A 17,575-nucleotide genomic window follows, 5' to 3' on the forward strand; every position below is an offset into this window, starting at 1 on the left:
GCTAAATGGCAAAACTTTACTCTAAAAAACCCATAGCAACGCCTACAATGCTACCTAAACAAGAAACAATTGATTTTTTGCTTAACTATTCTAAAGCACTTAAAATAGTTAAAACACAAAACGGTACTTACGAGAACATTGCTAACTAATGTAGTATAGCCTCCCTTATTTTTTAAGGGAGGTTTTTTTATTATATTCGTCCAGCACTGATTTTCTTCCTATCGAAGCCGTAATAATATCCTTTTCTAAATTCCAACCCCGTGCCGGCGAGTACTGCCTGCCATACCAAATAATTTGCAGGTGCAGTTCGTTCCACAAGTCTATTGGAAACAGCTTTTTGGCATCATTCTCTGTTTGCACCACATTTTTACCGTCACTTAAACCCCAGCGGTACATAAGCCTGTGTATGTGCGTATCTACCGGAAAGGTCGGTATGCTAAACGCCTGTGCCAATACCACACTTGCCGTTTTGTGGCCTACGCCGGGTAGGGCTTCCAGGTCTTCAAAATTATCAGGGACTTCTCCATTGTGTTTATCCAGTAAAATTTGTGATAAGCCATGTATGGCCTTTGCCTTTGCGGGCGACAAACCTACCGGACGTATAATGTCCTGAATTTCGTCTATGCGCAGCTTAACCATCATTTTGGGGTTATCGGCACGTTCAAATAATAGAGGAGTAATTTGGTTTACACGAACATCGGTACTTTGGGCACTCATTAACACCGCAATAAGCAGGGTGTAAGGGTCTTTATGATCTAACGGAACGGGTATGGTAGGGTAAATTTCCTGTAGGGTTTTTATAACAAACTTTGCCATTTGCGCTTTGGTCATTTTGTTTACTTTTATGGTAACAAATATACAGCTATGACAACACTTACCAAAGGCGGTAAAGCACCTCAGTTTACAGGAACCGACGAAACCGGCAAAACACATACATTATCAGATTATAAAGGTAAAAAGCTGGTGGTGTTCTTTTACCCAAAAGCCGACACTCCCGGTTGTACTGCCGAAGCCTGCGACCTGCGCGACAACTATCACTTTTTACAGGCGCAGGGTTACGAACTGCTTGGTGTTAGCGCCGATAACCAAAAGAAACAGGCAAAGTTTAAGGAAAAATACAGCCTGCCTTTCCCTTTAATTGCAGATGAAGATAAAGCTGTGATAAATGCATTTGGCGTTTGGGGACCTAAAAAGTTTATGGGCCGTTTGTTTGACGGTATTCACCGTACTACTTTTCTAATTGATGAAAATGGTGTCATTGAGGAGGTTATTACCGATGTAAAAACTAAGGCACATGCTGCCCAAATATTAAATAAGTAGTAAATTGTAAGAATTTGCTTTTTAAATTTTATAATTTCGCGCATCAAACCAAGCTCTGGGTATGGATGTTTATAAAGAATTACGTAAGATTTGGGATACTATAAGCAAGGATTACGAAGGTAAAAACGCCTCCTTTGATATTAAGGTACACAAAAAACTGCTTGATATATTTCAGGTGGGCGACTACTTTTACTATATGGTAAATGTACGTAAGTCGGTTTTAGAGATGGTAAGCCCGGAAATGGAAAAAGTTTTGGGCTATCCTTTAGAGAATATGACCCTTGATTTTCTGGTAAGCCTTATGCACCCCGAAGACCTGCCATTCTTCCTGAATTTTGAAGTGGCTGTTGGTAAGTTTTTAGGAAGCCGTAAAGGCGAAGAGCTTTTTAAGTATAAAATCCAATATGATTTTAGGGCAAGAAGGTCAGATGGCAACTACATTAAAATTTTACACCAATATATTGTTATCCAAAAGAATGATACTGATGTGCTTACTTTTGCCGTGGATACTGATATTACCAATTTAAAAAAGGAAAATAAGCCAACGCTTTCGTTTATTGGTATGGATGGCGAACCCAGCTACCATAACGTAAATGTGGATAACGTATTTAAACCTACCAACCATATTTTTACCAGGCGTGAGCGTGAAATTATAAAAGCACTGGCCAGTGGCATGAGTAGTTTAGAAATTGCCCAGTCATTAAACATTAGCCGCCATACGGTTGACTCCCACCGTAAGAACATGCTAAAGAAAACCGAAGCTAAATCAACCAATGAGGTAATTCAGATTGCCTTTAAAAACGGGTGGGTGTAAATTAGCACCCGCATTCGCCGTAAAAGGTTTTCTCAATAGTTTTACCGTCATTGTCAGTAAGCTTCAGCGTACCGGTTTTGCGGGATGATTCAGCACCATTTTTACCCTTATCTTCAACTTTTAGAATTAACTCATAATCAGGATTATCGTAGGTAGAAATGCTGTGCAGGCTATCAATTTCCTGGTGGTTTATCTCGGCAAATTTGGTCATTACACCGTTTATTTTTACATAAGAAGTAGAAGAGTTATTATTTAGGTAGATAAATTTACCCGCCTTAAAATCAATAGAATCGTTAGAAAAACTACAGGCACAACCCTCAATATCGGCAGGTATTTCGGTAAAGCTGCTTATAAACAGCATAGCGGGTTGTTTAGGCTCTGGATTGGCACTTGCAAATGCTATTGTTTTTGGTTCTTGCTGCTGGCAGGAAATAAGCAATAATACAGCTGCAATATAAGAGTAGGGGTGTAGAGTAAAGTTACTAATCATATCAACTAAATTTTTGTAATATTTTTGTAAGACAAAATAATTACGAATATATAATTTTTGTTGATACAACCAAAAAACTAATACCATAAAATGCAGGTGTTTAATATATTACTGTAACCTTACATTTTTGGCAAATAAAAAAGGCAGCGATGTGCTGCCTTAGTATGTGTTTTTATTTAATCAGAATATTATTCCTGCTCTGCAACCACTTTTTTAGGGTCGTAACCAAAAAGCTGGTTGTGCTTAATAACTTCGGCAATACCGGCAGGCAGCATCTGTTCCCAGCCTGTTTTACCTTTGTTTATCATTTTAAGCACCTCGCGGGAGAAGATATCCAGGTTGGCAGTGTCTACTTCAGATATATCTATAACCTTACCGTTAAATTTAAAGAACTTGTAAAGCTCTTTCATACGTGGGTGCACCTTAAGGTTTTCGGAGTCGATAACCTCGCCGTTCTCATCTTTCATAGGGTATAAGTACACTTTAAGGTCGCGGTAAAATAATTTACCAAACGCCTCCAATATACCACCACTAAGGTGACGGTAATATTTTTCATCAAAAATATCAATAAGGTTGCTCACACCCATAGCAAGCCCCATACGTGCTTTAGTATAGCTGCTAAAGTATTCTACCACCTTATAGTATTCCTGAAAGTTAGATATCATAACGGTTTGGCCAAGAGAGCATAGCAATTCGGCACGGTCCATAAAATCGCGTTCATCAATATCGCCTTCGGCACGAAGGTTAGAGAGGGTAATTTCAAAAACTACAAGGGTTTTTTCGCGGTCTACCTTATTCTCTTCAAGGAACATTTTATATGATTTCTCATACATATCCATATTTACCTTTGTAACCGGCCTAAAACTTCCCCTAAGGGCAAGTATGTTCTTTTTATACAATACTGCCGCAGGTAAAACGTTATGCCCCTGCGGATCGAACATTACGGCATCCGTCATACCGTTTTTAACCAGTTGCAGGCTCATCAGCCTGTTATCTACATCGGCAAATCGCGGGCCTGCAAAGTTAATGGTATCAATTTCAAGCTGGTCTTTATCAAGGTGGTCATAAAGATAGCGCAGCAGCTTTTTAGGGTCGTTATACTTGTAAAAAGCACCGTATATAAGGTTTACACCAAGTATACCCAGGGTTTCCTGTTGCAGTTTGGCATCATTTTCTTTAAAGCGTATGTGCAGGGTAATCTCATTATAATCTTCATCCGGCTCTACCTGGTATTTAATACCCACCCAGCCGTGGCCTTTAAATTGCTTGGCAAAATCTATAGTTGCTACTGTATTGGCGTAGCTAAAAAATACCTTGCTTGGGTGCTTTTCGCGCTTAAGCCTATTCTCCATAATGCGAACCTCATGGCTAAGCATTTTTTTAAGGCGGCTTTCGGTAACGTAGCGGCCGTCTTCCTCGGTACCGTATATCGCATCGCTAAAATCTTTATCGTAAGCCGACATCGCCTTGGCTATCGTGCCTGATGACCCGCCAGAGCGAAAGAAATGGCGCACTGTTTCCTGTCCTGCACCAATCTCGGCAAAGGTACCGTAGATATTCTCATTAAGGTTTATGCGCAGCGCCTTGTCTTTTACGGAAGGCACGTGGGCAATCATTCTGTCGCCTTTAAGAGTAATGTCGTCGTCATTTAATTTCATAGCAGTGCAAGATATGTTGCAAAGTTAGGAAAACACTGCATTTTATAAAACAAATAATACTATTTTTGTGTAAAAAATATATTATTTTGAAGGTTTGGTTTTTAGGTACGGGAACTTCGCAGGGCATACCGGTAATAGGCAGCACGCATCCGGTAAGTTTAAGTAGCGATCATAAAGATAAGCGCCTGCGTGTATCGGTTTGGATACACTGGGAAAACTACTCGTATGTAATAGATTGCGGGCCAGATTTCCGCCAGCAGATGCTTACCTCAAAATGCCCAAAACTTGATGGTATTTTGTACACCCATGAGCATGCCGACCACACGGCCGGCCTGGACGATATACGCCCGTTTTTCTTTAAACAGGGTGATATACCTATTTATGCCCATAATAGGGTAATAGAAAGCCTTAAAAAGCGTTTTGATTATATATTTCAGGAAGTGGATAAATATCCTGGGGTGCCCACGGTAAAAATAAATAAGGTGGTTAACGGGCAGCCGTTTACCATAGGCAATAAAACTGTAATGCCTATAGAGGTAATGCATGGTAATTTGCCAATATTAGGATACCGCATAGGTGACTTTGCCTACCTTACCGATGTTAAAACGGTTGAGCCTGCAGAACAGGAAAAGCTGAAGGGGCTTAAGGTTTTAGTGGTTAGCGCATTAAGGCATGAGCCGCACAATTCGCACTTTAACCTTGAGGAAGCTTTACACTTTATAAAAACCATTAACCCTGAGAGGGCTTACCTAACACACATTAGCCATATGATGGGTTTTCATGAAGAAGTGCAGGAAATATTGCCAAAAAATGTATTTTTGGCCTACGATAATTTAGAGATCACCATATAAACCATACAATGAAAAAGAACCTTTATTTGTACCTTTTTATTTTTGCATTACTTATTAATGTTTTTACCTATATGTATTTTACCCAGACTTTAAAGCATGAGGGAGAGCGTATAGTAAAAGTTCAGGAAAAGGTAAAAAAGACAAGGGACAGTTTAACTGCCGATACCGATAAACGCAGGGTTAGCGACTATTTTACCATTGAGAATGATGCCAACGCCAGGGATTATTTTAAAGGCCAGGATATAGATGCTATTGCCATTAAAGTAAGAGATGGTATTTATGCACAAAACGCCAATACCAAAGGCAACCCGTTAGTGCAGTACCCTGCAATGGATAACAGGCCTTTTACCGTTAGCAAAATTAAAATACTAAACCACAGGTGGATAATTGTAGATTTTAGCAATGGCCTGCGCTGGGGCGAAGCGCTTTTAAAATATTTTGTTGAAGACGACGGTAAAATTACCTACGAAACAGTAGATACTACACTGTTTAATTTTGTTCCGTATTAATATTTTGGTAATTTAGTATCATAATTACTCCCCAACTTATGAAAAGACAGGTTTTACTTATCGCTGCGGCCTGCTGCCTTTTTTCGTGCGACTATATTATGAAAAGTCAGGAACAGAAGGACAGCGAAGCTAAAACCGCTAAAAAGGTTGTAATAGGCAACGATAAAGATGAAATGGGCTGTGTAAAATCGGCCGGTTACAGGTGGTCGTACATTACTAAAGAGTGCATAAGGCCTATAGAGGAGGGCTACCGCTTAAATTCTATCGCACAGTTAGAAGGCGAAAGCAGCCTGCAAAGTGTTTTTGTACTTTTTGAGGAGGATGGCGACCGTGCCGAATTGTTTTTCCCTAACCAGGGAAAATCTCTACTGCTTAAAAAAGATTCTAAAAACGGGCCGTATAAAGATGCACACTGGCAATTACAGTCTAACAAAGGCTACAAGCTTATAAAAGACGGACAGTTGCTTTATGCGGGTGCCGCCGTACAGGAAGGCCAGATTACAGGAGACGATAAAGAAGAAAGTTAATCTTTTTTAAATATAAAATAATGTAAGAGCTGCCTGTAATGGGCGGCTCTTGTTGCTTTTAACTATCATGTTTTGTAAGTTTTATCATTTCTTTGGGTTTAGATTATGATGCCCCTAACACATGTTTAAAGGTATTAGGGGTAAATTTGAGTTATAACTAATTAAAAATCAATAGTCATGATAACTCAAATAACTGATGTGCCTAACAATATGGTGGCTTTTAAAGCCGATGGCGAAGTTACCAAAGAAGATTTTGAGCTTGTAAAAACCCAGGTGGCCGATCTTGTTGAAGATACAGGTAAACTAAACTACCTGCTGTTTTTAGATAACTCCCCTAAAGATTTTACACTGGGCGCGTGGCTGCAGGATGCGCTGCTTGGTATCAGCAATATTACTAAGTGGAACCGTGCGGCAATCATATCCGACTCAGATACCGTAATAAAATTTACCGATGCTTTTAGCAAAGTAATGCCCGGAGAGTTTAAAGGCTACCCTAAAGCCGAATACGAGAGGGCAGTAGACTGGGTTTCAGAAAAAACCGATGCGGCATAAATTACAAACAACCTAAATAATAAATACGATGGGAAATTATAAAGACTTATTCAGCGATGAGGCCAAAGCCAAGATAAAGGAAATGGCCGAAGACATAAAAATGTGCATGTTTTGTACCGAGCTTGGCGTAAGGCCAATACCTACAAGGCCAATGGGTGTGCTTAATGTAGATGACGAGGGTAACCTTTGGTTCCTGAGCTCTAAAAAAAGTAACAAGAATTTTGAAATACAACATGATAATGAAGTGCAACTGATCTTTGCTAAAAATTCGGATGCGCATTTTCTGTCGGTTTTTGGTACGGCCACCATATACAGAGACAGGGCGCATGTAGAGGAGATATGGACACCCACCGCCAAGACCTGGTTTGAAGAAGGTAAGGAAGACCCCGATGCTACTGTTATTAAGGTAACACCAAGTGATGCTTATTACTGGGACACTAAAGATGGTAAGATGATATCACTACTAAAAATTGCCGTTGGTGCCATTATTGGCAAAACAGATGATGGTGGGGTAGAAGGCAGGCTGAATGTTTAATAAACAAGTCCATTACTAAAATTTTTATATAATGAAAAACTCCCGGAAGGGAGTTTTTTTTATGCAATAATGTTTTATGTGCATTTTTATGCGAATCTCAAAGTCCGAAAGTGAAATATCAATGTTAATTATTCCGGTTTGGGATGATGCTCCGTGCTTTTTTCACGGTGCTTTTTAGGCATGGTAATAGCGGCGGTATCAAATTCGGTTTCGCGCTGTTCTACAAACACGGCATACTCTGCCGGTCGAATATGCCTGCCTTTAAATATGGCGTAGGCGCGGGTAAACTCGGCACCAAAGTAAAGAATGGCAGCGGTATAGTATATCCACAATAATATCACAATGATAGACCCTGCTGCACCATAAGGCGAACCCGCTCCCGTAGTAGTTATGTAAATGCCTATTAAATAACGGCCTAACAAGAATAGGCAGGCCGTAAAGAATGCACCCGCACGTACATCCCTCCATTTTATCTTGGCATCGGGCAGTACCTTAAATATTACGCCAAACAGTATGGTTATTACCAGGAAACTTACCGCAACGTTGGCAATATTTAATACCACAAGGGTAAAATCAGGGAACCATGATTTTAAAATGTCATTTAGTGCAACCAGCGCACCGTTTATGATAAGCGATACCACCAGTAAAAAGCCTAACCCTATAATTATCGACCCTGATAAAAGCCTGTCTTTTAAAAGCTTAAGCCAGCCTTTTTTAGGTTTGGCCTTAACCTTCCAGATCATGTTTATAGAATCCTGAATTTCGCCAAAAACAGTAGTGGCACCTACAATAAGTGTTACAGCACCTATAAATAACGAAAGGGTAGTCTTACCCGATAGCTCCATATTACTAATAACCTGCTGTATCTGCGCCGCGGCATCATCGCCAATAAGATCGTTCAATTCGCTAAAAATACGGCCTTCGCTCGCCTCTCGTCCGTAAAATGCACCTGCTAACGATATTACAAGCAGTAACATAGGAGCTAATGAAAACAAAGTATAATACGATAGCGATGCGCTAAGCTTAAGGCCCTTATCGGCCATAAAGCCGGTAAAGGTTTGCTTAAGCACAGTAAAGCTGTTTTTAATTGAAGTTTTAGAGAATATGTTCTTCATTTGGGTAGCAATTTTAGTAAGGCATAAAAATAAATATTCAATCAGGCTAATACTACAATATTAACATATCTATAAACTAACTGCATAATTTTAGGGTACTTTTTTTATGGGTTTACAAAATGAAAAATTTAAAACCCAATTATTTCACAAAATTACCACGGCTGTTGCCAATAACGTTGCCTATTAACACTAAAAAACTTAACTTTATACAGGTTTAAATACTGTTTTAAAATTACCTCTAACCCAAACAAATTCATGAAAGTAGTAATAATTGGCGGTGGTTTTGCCGGCATAAATCTGGCAAACGAATTAGCAGACAACAAAGATTTTGAAGTTGTACTGGTTGATAAAAATAACTACAATTTTTTTCCGCCGCTAATTTATCAGGTTGCCACGGCCTACCTTGAGCCATCAAGCATCAGCTATCCGTTCAGGAAATATTTTGCTAAAAAGGAGAATATCAATTTCCGTATGGGAGAACTTGTATCGGTTAAACCGGAACAAAAAATTGCTGTGCTGCACAATGGCGAGATAGACTATGATGTGCTTGTGTTTGCTACCGGTGCCGAGACCAACTACTTTGGTATGGAAAATGTGCGTAAGAACGCCATACCCATGAAAACTCTTAACGATGCTTTAGAGATGCGTAACAAGTTGTTACAGCGTATGGAAAAAGCAACACTGCACAAAAACAGCCGTGAGCGCCGCAAGTACCTAAATATAGTGGTTGCAGGTGGCGGGCCTACAGGGGTAGAGGTATCGGGCATGTTTGCAGAAATGCGAAAAGGCGTGCTTAGAAAAGAATATCCTGAACTTGCTACCAGCGTGAGCAATGTTTACCTTGTTGATGGCGGTGATGCATTACTGGCACCTATGAGCAAAGAATCTCAAAAAGACACCTATGATGCCCTTAGCAAATTGGGCGTAATTATTAAGCTTAATGCCCGCGTTACCGATTATATTGATGATGTGGTGTACCTGGAAGGTGGCGAGACCATACAATCTAAAAACCTCATTTGGGCCGCAGGGGTTTCGGCTAAGGCTTTTGATGGTATTCCGTTAGAGAGTTACGGCCGTGCCAAACGACTTATTGTAGATGAGCATAACAAAATTGCCAATACCAATGATATTTATGCCATTGGCGATACCTGTTACCAAACCAGCGATACTGATTGGCCGCAGGGCCACCCTCAGGTAGCACAGGTTGCTATCCAACAGGGTAAGCACCTTGCTAAGAATTTTAAAAGGATGGTGAAAAACCAGCCGCTCACACCATTTAAATACCATGATAAAGGCTCAATGGCTATTATAGGCAAGAACAAGGCTGTGGTAGATTTGCCGAAACCTAAACTGCACTTTAAAGGCTTCCTTGCCTGGTTAATGTGGCTGTTTATACACTTACTGTCACTAATTACCTTTAGGAACAGGCTTATAACGTTCTGGAACTGGATGGTATCCTACTTCTCTATGGACCAGCCGTTACGAATGATCATTAGGCCGGAGAAGAAAACAAGGCAGGTGCCGGAAACAAAGCCCAATCACAACGTTTAAATAGTGGAAGAGCCTCAATCAAATTAAGATTGAGGCTCTTTTACTTTATTCTTTTAGGTTCATCTTTAAAAAGGATAACCTATAGCAAGGTTAAACACAAGGTTTTCTTTACGCCAGGCACCGCTGCCAAAGTCGATGTCATCAAATACCCAGCGTTCGTTTTTAGGCAGCCACGGCTTACGCAACGGGAATGCGAGATCCAGCCTTAACACCAAAAATGATAAATCAAATCGTAAACCGGCACCGGTACCTACTGCAAATTCACTTAAAAAGTCGCTGGTAAATTGCGCACCGGGCTTGTTAGGATCTTTATTCCATAGCCAGATGTTACCGGCATCTACAAAAATGGCTCCGTGCACAATGCTAAAAAGCTTGGCGCGGTATTCGGTATTCATTTCGAGCTTTATATCGCCTGATTCATCCGGTAGGAAGGAGTCGTCAGCTACACCTTCAGAATTATCATAAGAACCCGGCCCTACAGACCTCGCCCTGAAAGCACGTATACTATTAGTACCACCTATAAAGAACTGGCGTATAAACGGCAAGGCCGATGAGTTGCCATAAGGCACACCAACCCCTGCAATTATGCGGCTTGCCAGTTGCGAATTTTCGCTTAAGCGGAGGTAATGCCTAAAATCATGTTCCATTTTTACAAACTGGCTAAACGGAACGCCAAGCACATTTACGGTATCGCCTTTTTTAATGTTGGCACCTGTTGCAAGCCCGGTTATGGTACCGGCAAGATCCAGTGAGCCTTTATAGTAAAACGTATGTTTTTTACGTTTTTGCATGGTATTGGTATACGTATAGGAATAGGTAGGCCCAAAGATGAGCTGCTTATCTATTGCTTTTTGTAATGCAGGATTTGCTTCAATGTCGTTAGCCGGGTCGCCATCAATTCGCCTTTGATACTCTTCAGTTACGTTAGCGGGGCTAACGAAGTTAATATCGCTCACAAACAGCTGGTGTTCTGTGCGTGCATTGTCCTTCCATAAATAACCAAACTGCGCCCTGAACGAATTTAACGCATACAGCTTAATCCTTTTTTGATATTCGTAACTTAATAAGGCTTTGGTGCGGGGTATATAAGCGCTGCTGTCCTGTATTTTAATTGGGGTAATAAAGCGCGGCCAAATAAGGCTTGCCTCGCCACCCACACGATAAACATTATACCCTTTGTTTTGCCCTGCAACCTGTACCTCAAACCCGCCAAATGCCGTTAGTGTTAGCAACTCAGCTGCGCGGAAGGTATTACGGTTGCTCCAGTTTACATTAATCTCCGACCCATTATAATTAGCCGAATTGGTTTTGGCTAATGTTTCTACCCTGATGGATTTGCGCGGCAGGGGGGTAAAGTAATAATAAACGTCCAGTGCATTACCGAGGGAATCAGCCGGGCGGAACTCATTCTTTACAAACTTAAACGTACCAAGGTTTACCAGCCTGTTTAACGACAGGTTATGGTCGCGGCGGCTATAGATATCGCCCTTACGGAAAAACATGGTACGGTCGTAAATAATGGGCCTGAACGTATTTTGCGGATCTATTATCTTAAAGTCTTTGTATTGCTGAACCGAATCGGTTACATATTTAACCGAGTCTTTTGCGTAGGCGAGTGAATAGTTGGGGTAGATGTAAATATCATCTATAGTATATACTTTCTTAGCCTTGTCAGGGGTATCATCTTTTATTTTTACCTTAAGGTCTACCTGGTAATTGCCCACAGTACTATCAACCTGAACTAATATGTTATCGGCATTAAAGTAAAAATAGCCCTTGTTCTTTAGGCGGGTATCTATCCTGTCGCGTTCCTGCTTAATAATATCAAGGTCGTAAGGCTGGCCTTTTTGCAATATACTTCTGCGTTTGGTGCGAGCAATGGTACTATCTAACGCCGTACCTGTAGAATCAGGGAATTTTACATTGCGGATGGTATATTGTTTACCGGTTGTTACGGTATAAAGGGCTTTTGCCCTGCGGTTACTTGATGTAGAATCGGCAGAGGTTCGTGCTTTGAAATAACCCCTGTTCTCACTGAAGTTTTGTAACACATCGGCATTGTAATCCATATCTACCTGGCTAAACAATACCGGCGGTTCACCTACTTTTGTGCGCAGCCAGTGTTTAAAGCCTTTATCCTTTTTAGGCTCACCCGCAATATTATAAATATAAAGCTTTATGCGCAGCCCTAAAAAGGCACTGTTAGGCTTAGGACGCAAGAGTTCTGTAAGTTCTTTTTCCATTGCCTTGCGATCTTTGCGTTTCATAACAGAGTCTTTTACAGTTACATCGCCACCTACATAAAGCATATCGCCGGGTGGCAAATACTTAGTGTTGCTGCACCCATAGGCAACAAGCAGTATAAATAAAATATAATATATAGGCCTAATCTTTATCATCATCTGTGCTGTTTGGCGGTAAATCCTGTTCTGTATCTCCGGTTTGTTTTTCTTTATTAGCTTCCAGCCTTTCCTGGCGGCGTTGTGCTTTAGCCCTGTCTTTGCGTTCCTGTTCACGCTGCCTCATAGCTTTTTCCTCGGCGCTGCGGTGAAACAGCTCGCGGAATTTGTTATAATCCATAGTAATTACAAAAGCAACGCCGGTTTCTATAACCTGGCCTTGTAGCGCCACCTGGTATTCGTTTTTACGATACGCCCTTACAAGGTAGCGGCCGTCCTGCGTAAGCTGGTATTCTACCGATACGTCTCCGGCAATATTGGTAGTTTCTTCATTAGCCTGCTGCCCTTCTAACCCAAAGCTGCTGCCCACGGTTACATTAAGCCTGTCGTTTAACAAGCGTTTGGATATACCCACATTAAGGTCGGTACGGTTTTCCTGCTCGCCTGTGGTATAATCGTCGGTAGATTCTAAATCAAAATTCAGCTCAACACCGCTAATAAGGTCGGCTGCAAGGTTATTAAGCTGTTGCGAAAGTATCTTGCTCACACTTTGCCTCGCCAGCGATTCTCCGCTGGTACCGCCTGCCTCGCTGGAGAAAGGGTTTTCGCCGATGAAACGGTTAAGCAATAGTAGTGCAAACACCTGTTTGTTTAACTCAGATGGCTGCTGGCGCAACTGGTCTAACTTGGCGTTGGTATTATTAATAATATTGGTAGATACGTTGTAATTACCATCAGGCAGTACAATATCAAAGGTAAGCTCTGGTTTAAGCAGTTCGCCATTTATTTTAAGCAGCGTATTAAACGGTATCTTTTGCTTGTAGGTGTTACGTTCAGATTGCGATATACCCGCCAACTGGTTATCTAAAAGGTCTATAGGCGAGGTCTCTGTTTTATAAACTGCCGTGATGTTTACATCGGCCTGTGTAGGCTCGCCTGTCCATAAAATGTAGCTGCCTTCCTGGATATCAAATTTTCTTTTAAGGAAGTTAAATGTCATTTGGTACGAGCCTTCGCTAAACTCATACCTGCCTGTAAGGGTGGTTTTACCCGATGGGTCTATACCGCCGGTTAGTTGTGCCTCGCCCTTAAGCTGAAGGAAATCGCCATTACCTTTATCTATAACAAGGTTAAGCTCGGCCTCTTTTACGATCTCAATGTTTACCGAAACATCTACGCCGGTTAAGGCTGCACTGTTTACCGTTTCTTCTATTTTAATGCGTTGCTGCATCTCTACATTATCCTCATCTATAAACTCAACAATACCCTCCCTGTCAGCAATGCCGGGATCCTGTTGCGGCAATACCACTGTAAACTTGGTATCATCGTTAATCTTAAGGTCGCCATTTACAACAGGGCTTTCCATGGTACCTTTAATATTCAGGTCGGCATCAATAAACAGGTCGCCGTAATAAAAGTCATTGTCCGTAGCTTTAGAGTTTACCGCCCTGAAATTCTGGGCAGTAACATTCATATTAAACCCAAACGATTTATAATCAGTAGTGGCAATAGAACCATCAACAGTTAGCAGGTTGTTTTTCTCGTCCTGAATTTTAAAGTTGTTCATCTCAATACCACTATCGGTAAAGGCAATATTGTCGTTCATGCCCTTAAACAGTGAGTTTAGCTGTGTAACCCTTGCCTCTACATTGTTGAATTTAAGGTTACCAGTAACGTTAGGATCTGTAGTGGTGCCGGTTACTTTAAATTTTCCGTTAAGGAATCCTTTACCGTCTATAACCGCGCCAAAAGTAAACGCCTGTACGCTGGCAATGTTTATCTTTTCGATGTTAAGGTCCATATCAAAACTGCTGCCTTCGGTATTGTAATTACCATCAAGGTTAACCTGGTTGCCGTTGCCGGTAATGGCTACCTCGGCAGTGTAGGTGTTGGCTATCTCGTTGTTTACTTTAATTTTAATATCGCCCACGGTGTCTTTACTTACAGCGAAGTTGGTAATGGTAAGATCGGACACAAAAACCGGGCTTGTAGTAAGGTCTTTTACGTTAGCCATACCGTTTATGGTACCTTTAAATTTAACCTCTTCTTTTTGAACTGCATTGGTTAGCGTTTCTATCTGAAAGTTGTTTAACTCTACATTTAGGGGCGCGTTTGGTGTTTCCGACTCTGATTGTAGTTTTATAGAGCCGCCATCGTTGCTCATCTCAAAATTACCGGCATACAGGCCGTCTTTGCCAAAGCGCAGCAGGTTGTCCTGGGCAATGGTCCAGGCATCGTAATTAAGCATAAGCCCGTCAGGGTCTAAAACCACTTCTGTATTGCCATTAACCGATTTTAACTGGCCGGCAAGCATGTACTGCTGCTTTTGCTTTTTATCGTCAATTTCCAGTTTATAGGTTATAACATTGTCTTTAACGTCTCCGGTGAGGCTGGTTTGTGCCAGTTGAAACTGCTCATTCTCTACACCCTCTATCCTTACGTTGTAAACAAGTGCTGTATCGCGCGCCTCGGCATTAATAACAATACCAGATATGGTATTGGCACCGTACACAACACGCGGTATTGCGGCATTAACCACAAGGGAGTCGCCTTCGCTGTTGTAGCTGCCGTTTATAGTTATAGGCTCCAGCCTTGTTATTTGAGGCACCAGTTTGGCAATGATAGGGTCGTTATCTATCCTGATATCAAAATCAACCTGTTGCGGACTCGTAACGGTTTTTTTAGGCTCTGTAGCAGCGGTTGCTGTAGCAGTGTTATAATATTTAGAAATAGTATTAGAGAGAGCAGTACCCAGCTGTGTAAGCTTGTATTTGCCCCTTATGTTTGCATGTGCAAACTGCGATTTTAGTTTTATAGAGCTCGAATCGGCTGTGGTAACGGCAACAACATTAACCGAATCGGCTGCGAATTCTTCCTTATCGTTAGCAAACATAAAGTGATGCAGGCTAATGCTTCCGTTAAGGTTATCCGGGTTGGCATCGGTAATATCGGCATCTACATTGCCGCGCAGCTTTAACGGCCCGGCATGCAGGTTAAGCTTGTCAAGGTCGGCAATATCTACGTTTATTCTCACTTTGCCGTTAGGATACTTGCCGTTAAAGCCACCTTTAGCTGCAAGGTCAAAATCAAGGTTAGGGTCGTCCATATTGGCAGTAACATCAAAGTTACCGTTATTAATGCTGCCGTCTATATCCAGGTCGCGGTAGGTGTAGCTGTTGTACTCCGCCTTAACCAGTTTGCCCTTAAGGGATGCATTGGCAGTTTGCGGATCGAGCCCGGTGCCTTTAACCCTTGCTTTAATGGTTATACTGCCAATAGAGTCGTTTTTAATAAGGCTGCCCACATCAAAGTTTGCAACGTCTACCAGGGCATCATATTTTTCATGACCTTTTCGGGTCTGGTCAAATTTTGCGTTTATTTTGGCATTGCCATAGCTGCTTGATAGCACAAGGTTAGTGCTAAAATTATTTACCCTGCCTTTAAATGTGGCTTTCGCCGAAAAAATCGCCGGCAGTTTTATATTTTTCGGAAGCGTGCCCGGCGGCAAAAAGCTGTTGATATCCTTAGCTGTAGAACGCAGCTCGCGCACATTCATATCAAAGTAGGCGGTTTTAACATCGGGCAGGCCCTTAATGCGGCCGCTTGCAGCAAGCACAGTGGTGCCAATGCCGCGCACCTCAAGGTTATTTATCTGGATATCGCTAACCCGGCCCTTAACATCGCCGTTTATAAACAGGCTGCCGTTGGGGTTGCCTTTAAACGGATTGGTATCGGCAAGTGTGGGCACAAACAGCAATACGTCTTTAAAGCCTATCTGGCTGTTATCAAGGCTGGCATCTACCGTAAGGCTGCCAATATCTTTGGTAACGGCATCTAACGAAGGGTAGGCTACCACAATTTTATCCTTAATAAGGGTTTGCGGGGTTTCTAAATATAGATCGTTCAGTTGTGCGCCTTTAGGACCGTAGAAAAAGTGAGTGCGCAGTTCCTGAACATCTACACCGCTTTTATCTTTAACTGAGAATTTACTGATATTACCCGAAATAGCATCAGGGCCATACGAAAAATCTTTCGCCTTAAGATTAAAGTTAGAGATATCAAGGTGTTTAAAATCAATGCCTTTAGCAACCGGTGCTGCGTTTTGATCATCGAATTTAAAGGCTATATCGCTTATATTGGCGTTATTGAGTTTAAACTTCCATTGTGCCTGTGCTACAGCTTTGGTTTCTTCGGGTAGTGCTTTTTGAACCTGTTTTTCAAACCTGCCAAAAGCCAGCTGGCCTTTAAGTCCGTTAAGCTCTATGCTTTCAAGGTCTATCAATTGTGTTTTAAGGTTAACCTCATTAACCTGTAGCAATAATTTTTTAAGGGTAAGGCCGGTATCAAGGCGGCTGCCTTCGTTATCATACCCAACATCTATATTAGCTAACGATATTTCGCCAAGCTTTAATTTCAGGTCGGGCTGCTTAGAGGCTTCTTCGGCAGTTTCCTGGGTAGTCTCTGCAATTTTTGCTATCATACCCTGCTTAAGCTGCACTTTAAGCCCGTCGAGTTTTATTTTCGGAATATCAAATTCCATTTTATCAAGGTCGAACTTTTTAAAACGCGTATCAAAATGGGAAATATTAGCGCTTAAATAGTTCTTAGAAATGTCGTCATCGTATTTTACGCGTATCCTGTCGAGGTTAATTTTATCAACCGAAATTTTCATCGGTGCCGATGTAGTGTCCTTAGGTTTGCCCGAATCGAACGCCTTAATTATGTAATCAAAGTTAAATACACCCTTGTCGTTTCTGCTTATCGTGGCGGTAATGCCTTCCAAACTCACCGAATTGATCTCTACTTCGCTACTCATAAGCTTGAAAAGGCTTATATCTACAGCCAGTTTTTCGCCTGCTAAAAGGGTATCGCCCTGCTGGCTTTCAAAATAAACATCTTCTAATATTACCTTTTTAGGCAGGCCTATCTCAATTTTGCCAATGCTTACATTAGTGCCTATTTTTTTTTCAAGGTAGCTGACAGCCTTATCTTTAACAATATTCTGTACATACGGTATCTGCAACAACAGTACTATAAGCAGGAACAATGCAATTACAGATCCTACTGTCCATAGGAAGATTTTAAGGCTTTTGCGGAGGTATTTTTTTAGTTTTGCGTTCATTCATGCTAAAAATAGACATAAATTAAACAGTACCCTTTTAAAGTTTTGCTAAAAAAAGTTACAAAATAGTGTGCGGATCCTATGATACATTGTACTTTCGGTTCTAAAATGATAATAAAATCCTAACAGTGT

General features: G+C 41.3%; 15 protein-coding genes. 9 read left to right on the plus strand and 6 right to left on the minus strand.

The features are described from left to right. Positions 1 to 5 precede the first annotated feature (5 nt). Positions 6 to 149 carry a hypothetical protein gene (locus FMM05_RS20975; RefSeq protein ID WP_165571289.1) on the plus strand — a complete coding sequence of 48 codons (144 nt, stop codon included), beginning with the start codon at positions 6 to 8 and terminating at the stop codon, positions 147 to 149. Positions 150 to 165: 16 nt separating this feature from the next. On the opposite strand, the gene FMM05_RS10515 is transcribed toward FMM05_RS20975, so the two are convergent. Beyond that, positions 166 to 831: an endonuclease III domain-containing protein gene (locus FMM05_RS10515; RefSeq protein WP_143373338.1), complete on the minus strand. Its 666-nt coding sequence runs from the start codon at positions 829 to 831 to the stop codon at positions 166 to 168. A 33-nt stretch (positions 832 to 864) separates the two neighbouring features. Between FMM05_RS10515 and bcp the strand changes: the two genes are divergently transcribed. Both bcp and FMM05_RS10525 read left to right on the plus strand, forming a co-directional pair. Then, the gene (gene bcp / locus FMM05_RS10520) at positions 865 to 1,320 is read left to right on the plus strand and encodes a thioredoxin-dependent thiol peroxidase (RefSeq protein WP_143373339.1); all 456 of its coding nucleotides are present in this window, start codon (positions 865 to 867) and stop codon (positions 1,318 to 1,320) included. 61 nt (positions 1,321 to 1,381) lie between these two features. After that, the gene (locus FMM05_RS10525; protein ID WP_143373340.1) at positions 1,382 to 2,134 is read left to right on the plus strand and encodes a LuxR C-terminal-related transcriptional regulator; all 753 of its coding nucleotides are present in this window, start codon (positions 1,382 to 1,384) and stop codon (positions 2,132 to 2,134) included. Position 2,135: 1 nt separating this feature from the next. Here FMM05_RS10525 and FMM05_RS10530 read toward each other — a convergent pair whose 3' ends face one another. Next, on the minus strand, positions 2,136 to 2,624 hold the full coding sequence (locus tag FMM05_RS10530) for a hypothetical protein (RefSeq protein WP_143373341.1): 489 nt from the start codon (positions 2,622 to 2,624) through the stop codon (positions 2,136 to 2,138). A gap of 188 nt (positions 2,625 to 2,812) precedes the next feature. Beyond that, positions 2,813 to 4,282, minus strand: coding sequence for a TonB-dependent receptor (locus FMM05_RS10535; protein WP_143373342.1), 1,470 nt, complete (start codon positions 4,280 to 4,282; stop codon positions 2,813 to 2,815). An 86-nt stretch (positions 4,283 to 4,368) separates the two neighbouring features. Between FMM05_RS10535 and FMM05_RS10540 the strand changes: the two genes are divergently transcribed. The 5 genes from FMM05_RS10540 to FMM05_RS10560 all read left to right on the plus strand — a co-directional run bounded on the left by FMM05_RS10540 (position 4,369) and on the right by FMM05_RS10560 (position 7,256). Next, positions 4,369 to 5,133, plus strand: coding sequence for an MBL fold metallo-hydrolase (locus tag FMM05_RS10540; protein ID WP_143373343.1), 765 nt, complete (start codon positions 4,369 to 4,371; stop codon positions 5,131 to 5,133). Between the two features lie 8 nt (positions 5,134 to 5,141). Next, entirely contained in the window at positions 5,142 to 5,642 is a 501-nt protein-coding gene (locus tag FMM05_RS10545) for a hypothetical protein (protein WP_143373344.1), read from the plus strand. A gap of 38 nt (positions 5,643 to 5,680) precedes the next feature. Continuing rightward, a complete protein-coding gene (locus FMM05_RS10550) occupies positions 5,681 to 6,169 on the plus strand; it encodes a hypothetical protein (RefSeq protein WP_143373345.1) in 489 nt (162 codons plus the stop codon). A gap of 177 nt (positions 6,170 to 6,346) precedes the next feature. Then, positions 6,347 to 6,721 carry a SpoIIAA family protein gene (locus tag FMM05_RS10555; RefSeq protein WP_143373346.1) on the plus strand — a complete coding sequence of 125 codons (375 nt, stop codon included), beginning with the start codon at positions 6,347 to 6,349 and terminating at the stop codon, positions 6,719 to 6,721. Between the two features lie 28 nt (positions 6,722 to 6,749). Continuing rightward, positions 6,750 to 7,256 carry a pyridoxamine 5'-phosphate oxidase family protein gene (locus FMM05_RS10560; RefSeq protein WP_143373347.1) on the plus strand — a complete coding sequence of 169 codons (507 nt, stop codon included), beginning with the start codon at positions 6,750 to 6,752 and terminating at the stop codon, positions 7,254 to 7,256. Between the two features lie 128 nt (positions 7,257 to 7,384). Here the strand turns inward: FMM05_RS10560 and FMM05_RS10565 are convergent, their stop codons facing one another. Beyond that, on the minus strand, positions 7,385 to 8,371 hold the full coding sequence (locus FMM05_RS10565; protein ID WP_143373348.1) for a YihY/virulence factor BrkB family protein: 987 nt from the start codon (positions 8,369 to 8,371) through the stop codon (positions 7,385 to 7,387). 255 nt (positions 8,372 to 8,626) lie between these two features. Between FMM05_RS10565 and FMM05_RS10570 the strand changes: the two genes are divergently transcribed. Continuing rightward, positions 8,627 to 9,922 (plus strand): NAD(P)/FAD-dependent oxidoreductase, encoded by a 1,296-nt coding sequence (locus FMM05_RS10570; RefSeq protein ID WP_143373349.1) that lies wholly within the window; start codon positions 8,627 to 8,629, stop codon positions 9,920 to 9,922. Between the two features lie 65 nt (positions 9,923 to 9,987). On the opposite strand, the gene tamL is transcribed toward FMM05_RS10570, so the two are convergent. Continuing rightward, a complete protein-coding gene (gene tamL, locus FMM05_RS10575; protein ID WP_221932267.1) occupies positions 9,988 to 12,324 on the minus strand; it encodes a translocation and assembly module lipoprotein TamL in 2,337 nt (778 codons plus the stop codon). Then, a complete protein-coding gene (locus tag FMM05_RS10580) occupies positions 12,308 to 17,443 on the minus strand; it encodes a translocation/assembly module TamB domain-containing protein (protein ID WP_143373350.1) in 5,136 nt (1,711 codons plus the stop codon). The genes tamL and FMM05_RS10580 overlap by 17 nt, the downstream gene beginning before the upstream one ends. Between the last annotated feature and the right edge of the window lie 132 nt (positions 17,444 to 17,575).

This window comes from Flavobacterium zepuense, from assembly GCF_007097145.1.
Classification (GTDB): domain Bacteria; phylum Bacteroidota; class Bacteroidia; order Flavobacteriales; family Flavobacteriaceae; genus Flavobacterium; species Flavobacterium zepuense.

Excerpts from the sequence above, each read along its gene's own strand:
- FMM05_RS20975 (WP_165571289.1), top strand. The coding sequence starts at position 6 with ATGGCAAAACTTTACTCTAAAAAACCCATAGCAACGCCTACAATGCTA.
- FMM05_RS10515 (WP_143373338.1), bottom strand. The coding sequence starts at position 831 with ATGACCAAAGCGCAAATGGCAAAGTTTGTTATAAAAACCCTACAGGAA.
- bcp (WP_143373339.1), top strand. The coding sequence starts at position 865 with ATGACAACACTTACCAAAGGCGGTAAAGCACCTCAGTTTACAGGAACC.
- FMM05_RS10525 (WP_143373340.1), top strand. The coding sequence starts at position 1,382 with ATGGATGTTTATAAAGAATTACGTAAGATTTGGGATACTATAAGCAAG.
- FMM05_RS10530 (WP_143373341.1), bottom strand. The coding sequence starts at position 2,624 with ATGATTAGTAACTTTACTCTACACCCCTACTCTTATATTGCAGCTGTA.
- FMM05_RS10535 (WP_143373342.1), bottom strand. The coding sequence starts at position 4,282 with ATGAAATTAAATGACGACGACATTACTCTTAAAGGCGACAGAATGATT.
- FMM05_RS10545 (WP_143373344.1), top strand. The coding sequence starts at position 5,142 with ATGAAAAAGAACCTTTATTTGTACCTTTTTATTTTTGCATTACTTATT.
- FMM05_RS10550 (WP_143373345.1), top strand. The coding sequence starts at position 5,681 with ATGAAAAGACAGGTTTTACTTATCGCTGCGGCCTGCTGCCTTTTTTCG.
- FMM05_RS10555 (WP_143373346.1), top strand. The coding sequence starts at position 6,347 with ATGATAACTCAAATAACTGATGTGCCTAACAATATGGTGGCTTTTAAA.
- FMM05_RS10560 (WP_143373347.1), top strand. The coding sequence starts at position 6,750 with ATGGGAAATTATAAAGACTTATTCAGCGATGAGGCCAAAGCCAAGATA.
- FMM05_RS10565 (WP_143373348.1), bottom strand. The coding sequence starts at position 8,371 with ATGAAGAACATATTCTCTAAAACTTCAATTAAAAACAGCTTTACTGTG.
- FMM05_RS10570 (WP_143373349.1), top strand. The coding sequence starts at position 8,627 with ATGAAAGTAGTAATAATTGGCGGTGGTTTTGCCGGCATAAATCTGGCA.
- tamL (WP_221932267.1), bottom strand. The coding sequence starts at position 12,324 with ATGATGATAAAGATTAGGCCTATATATTATATTTTATTTATACTGCTT.
- FMM05_RS10580 (WP_143373350.1), bottom strand. The coding sequence starts at position 17,443 with ATGAACGCAAAACTAAAAAAATACCTCCGCAAAAGCCTTAAAATCTTC.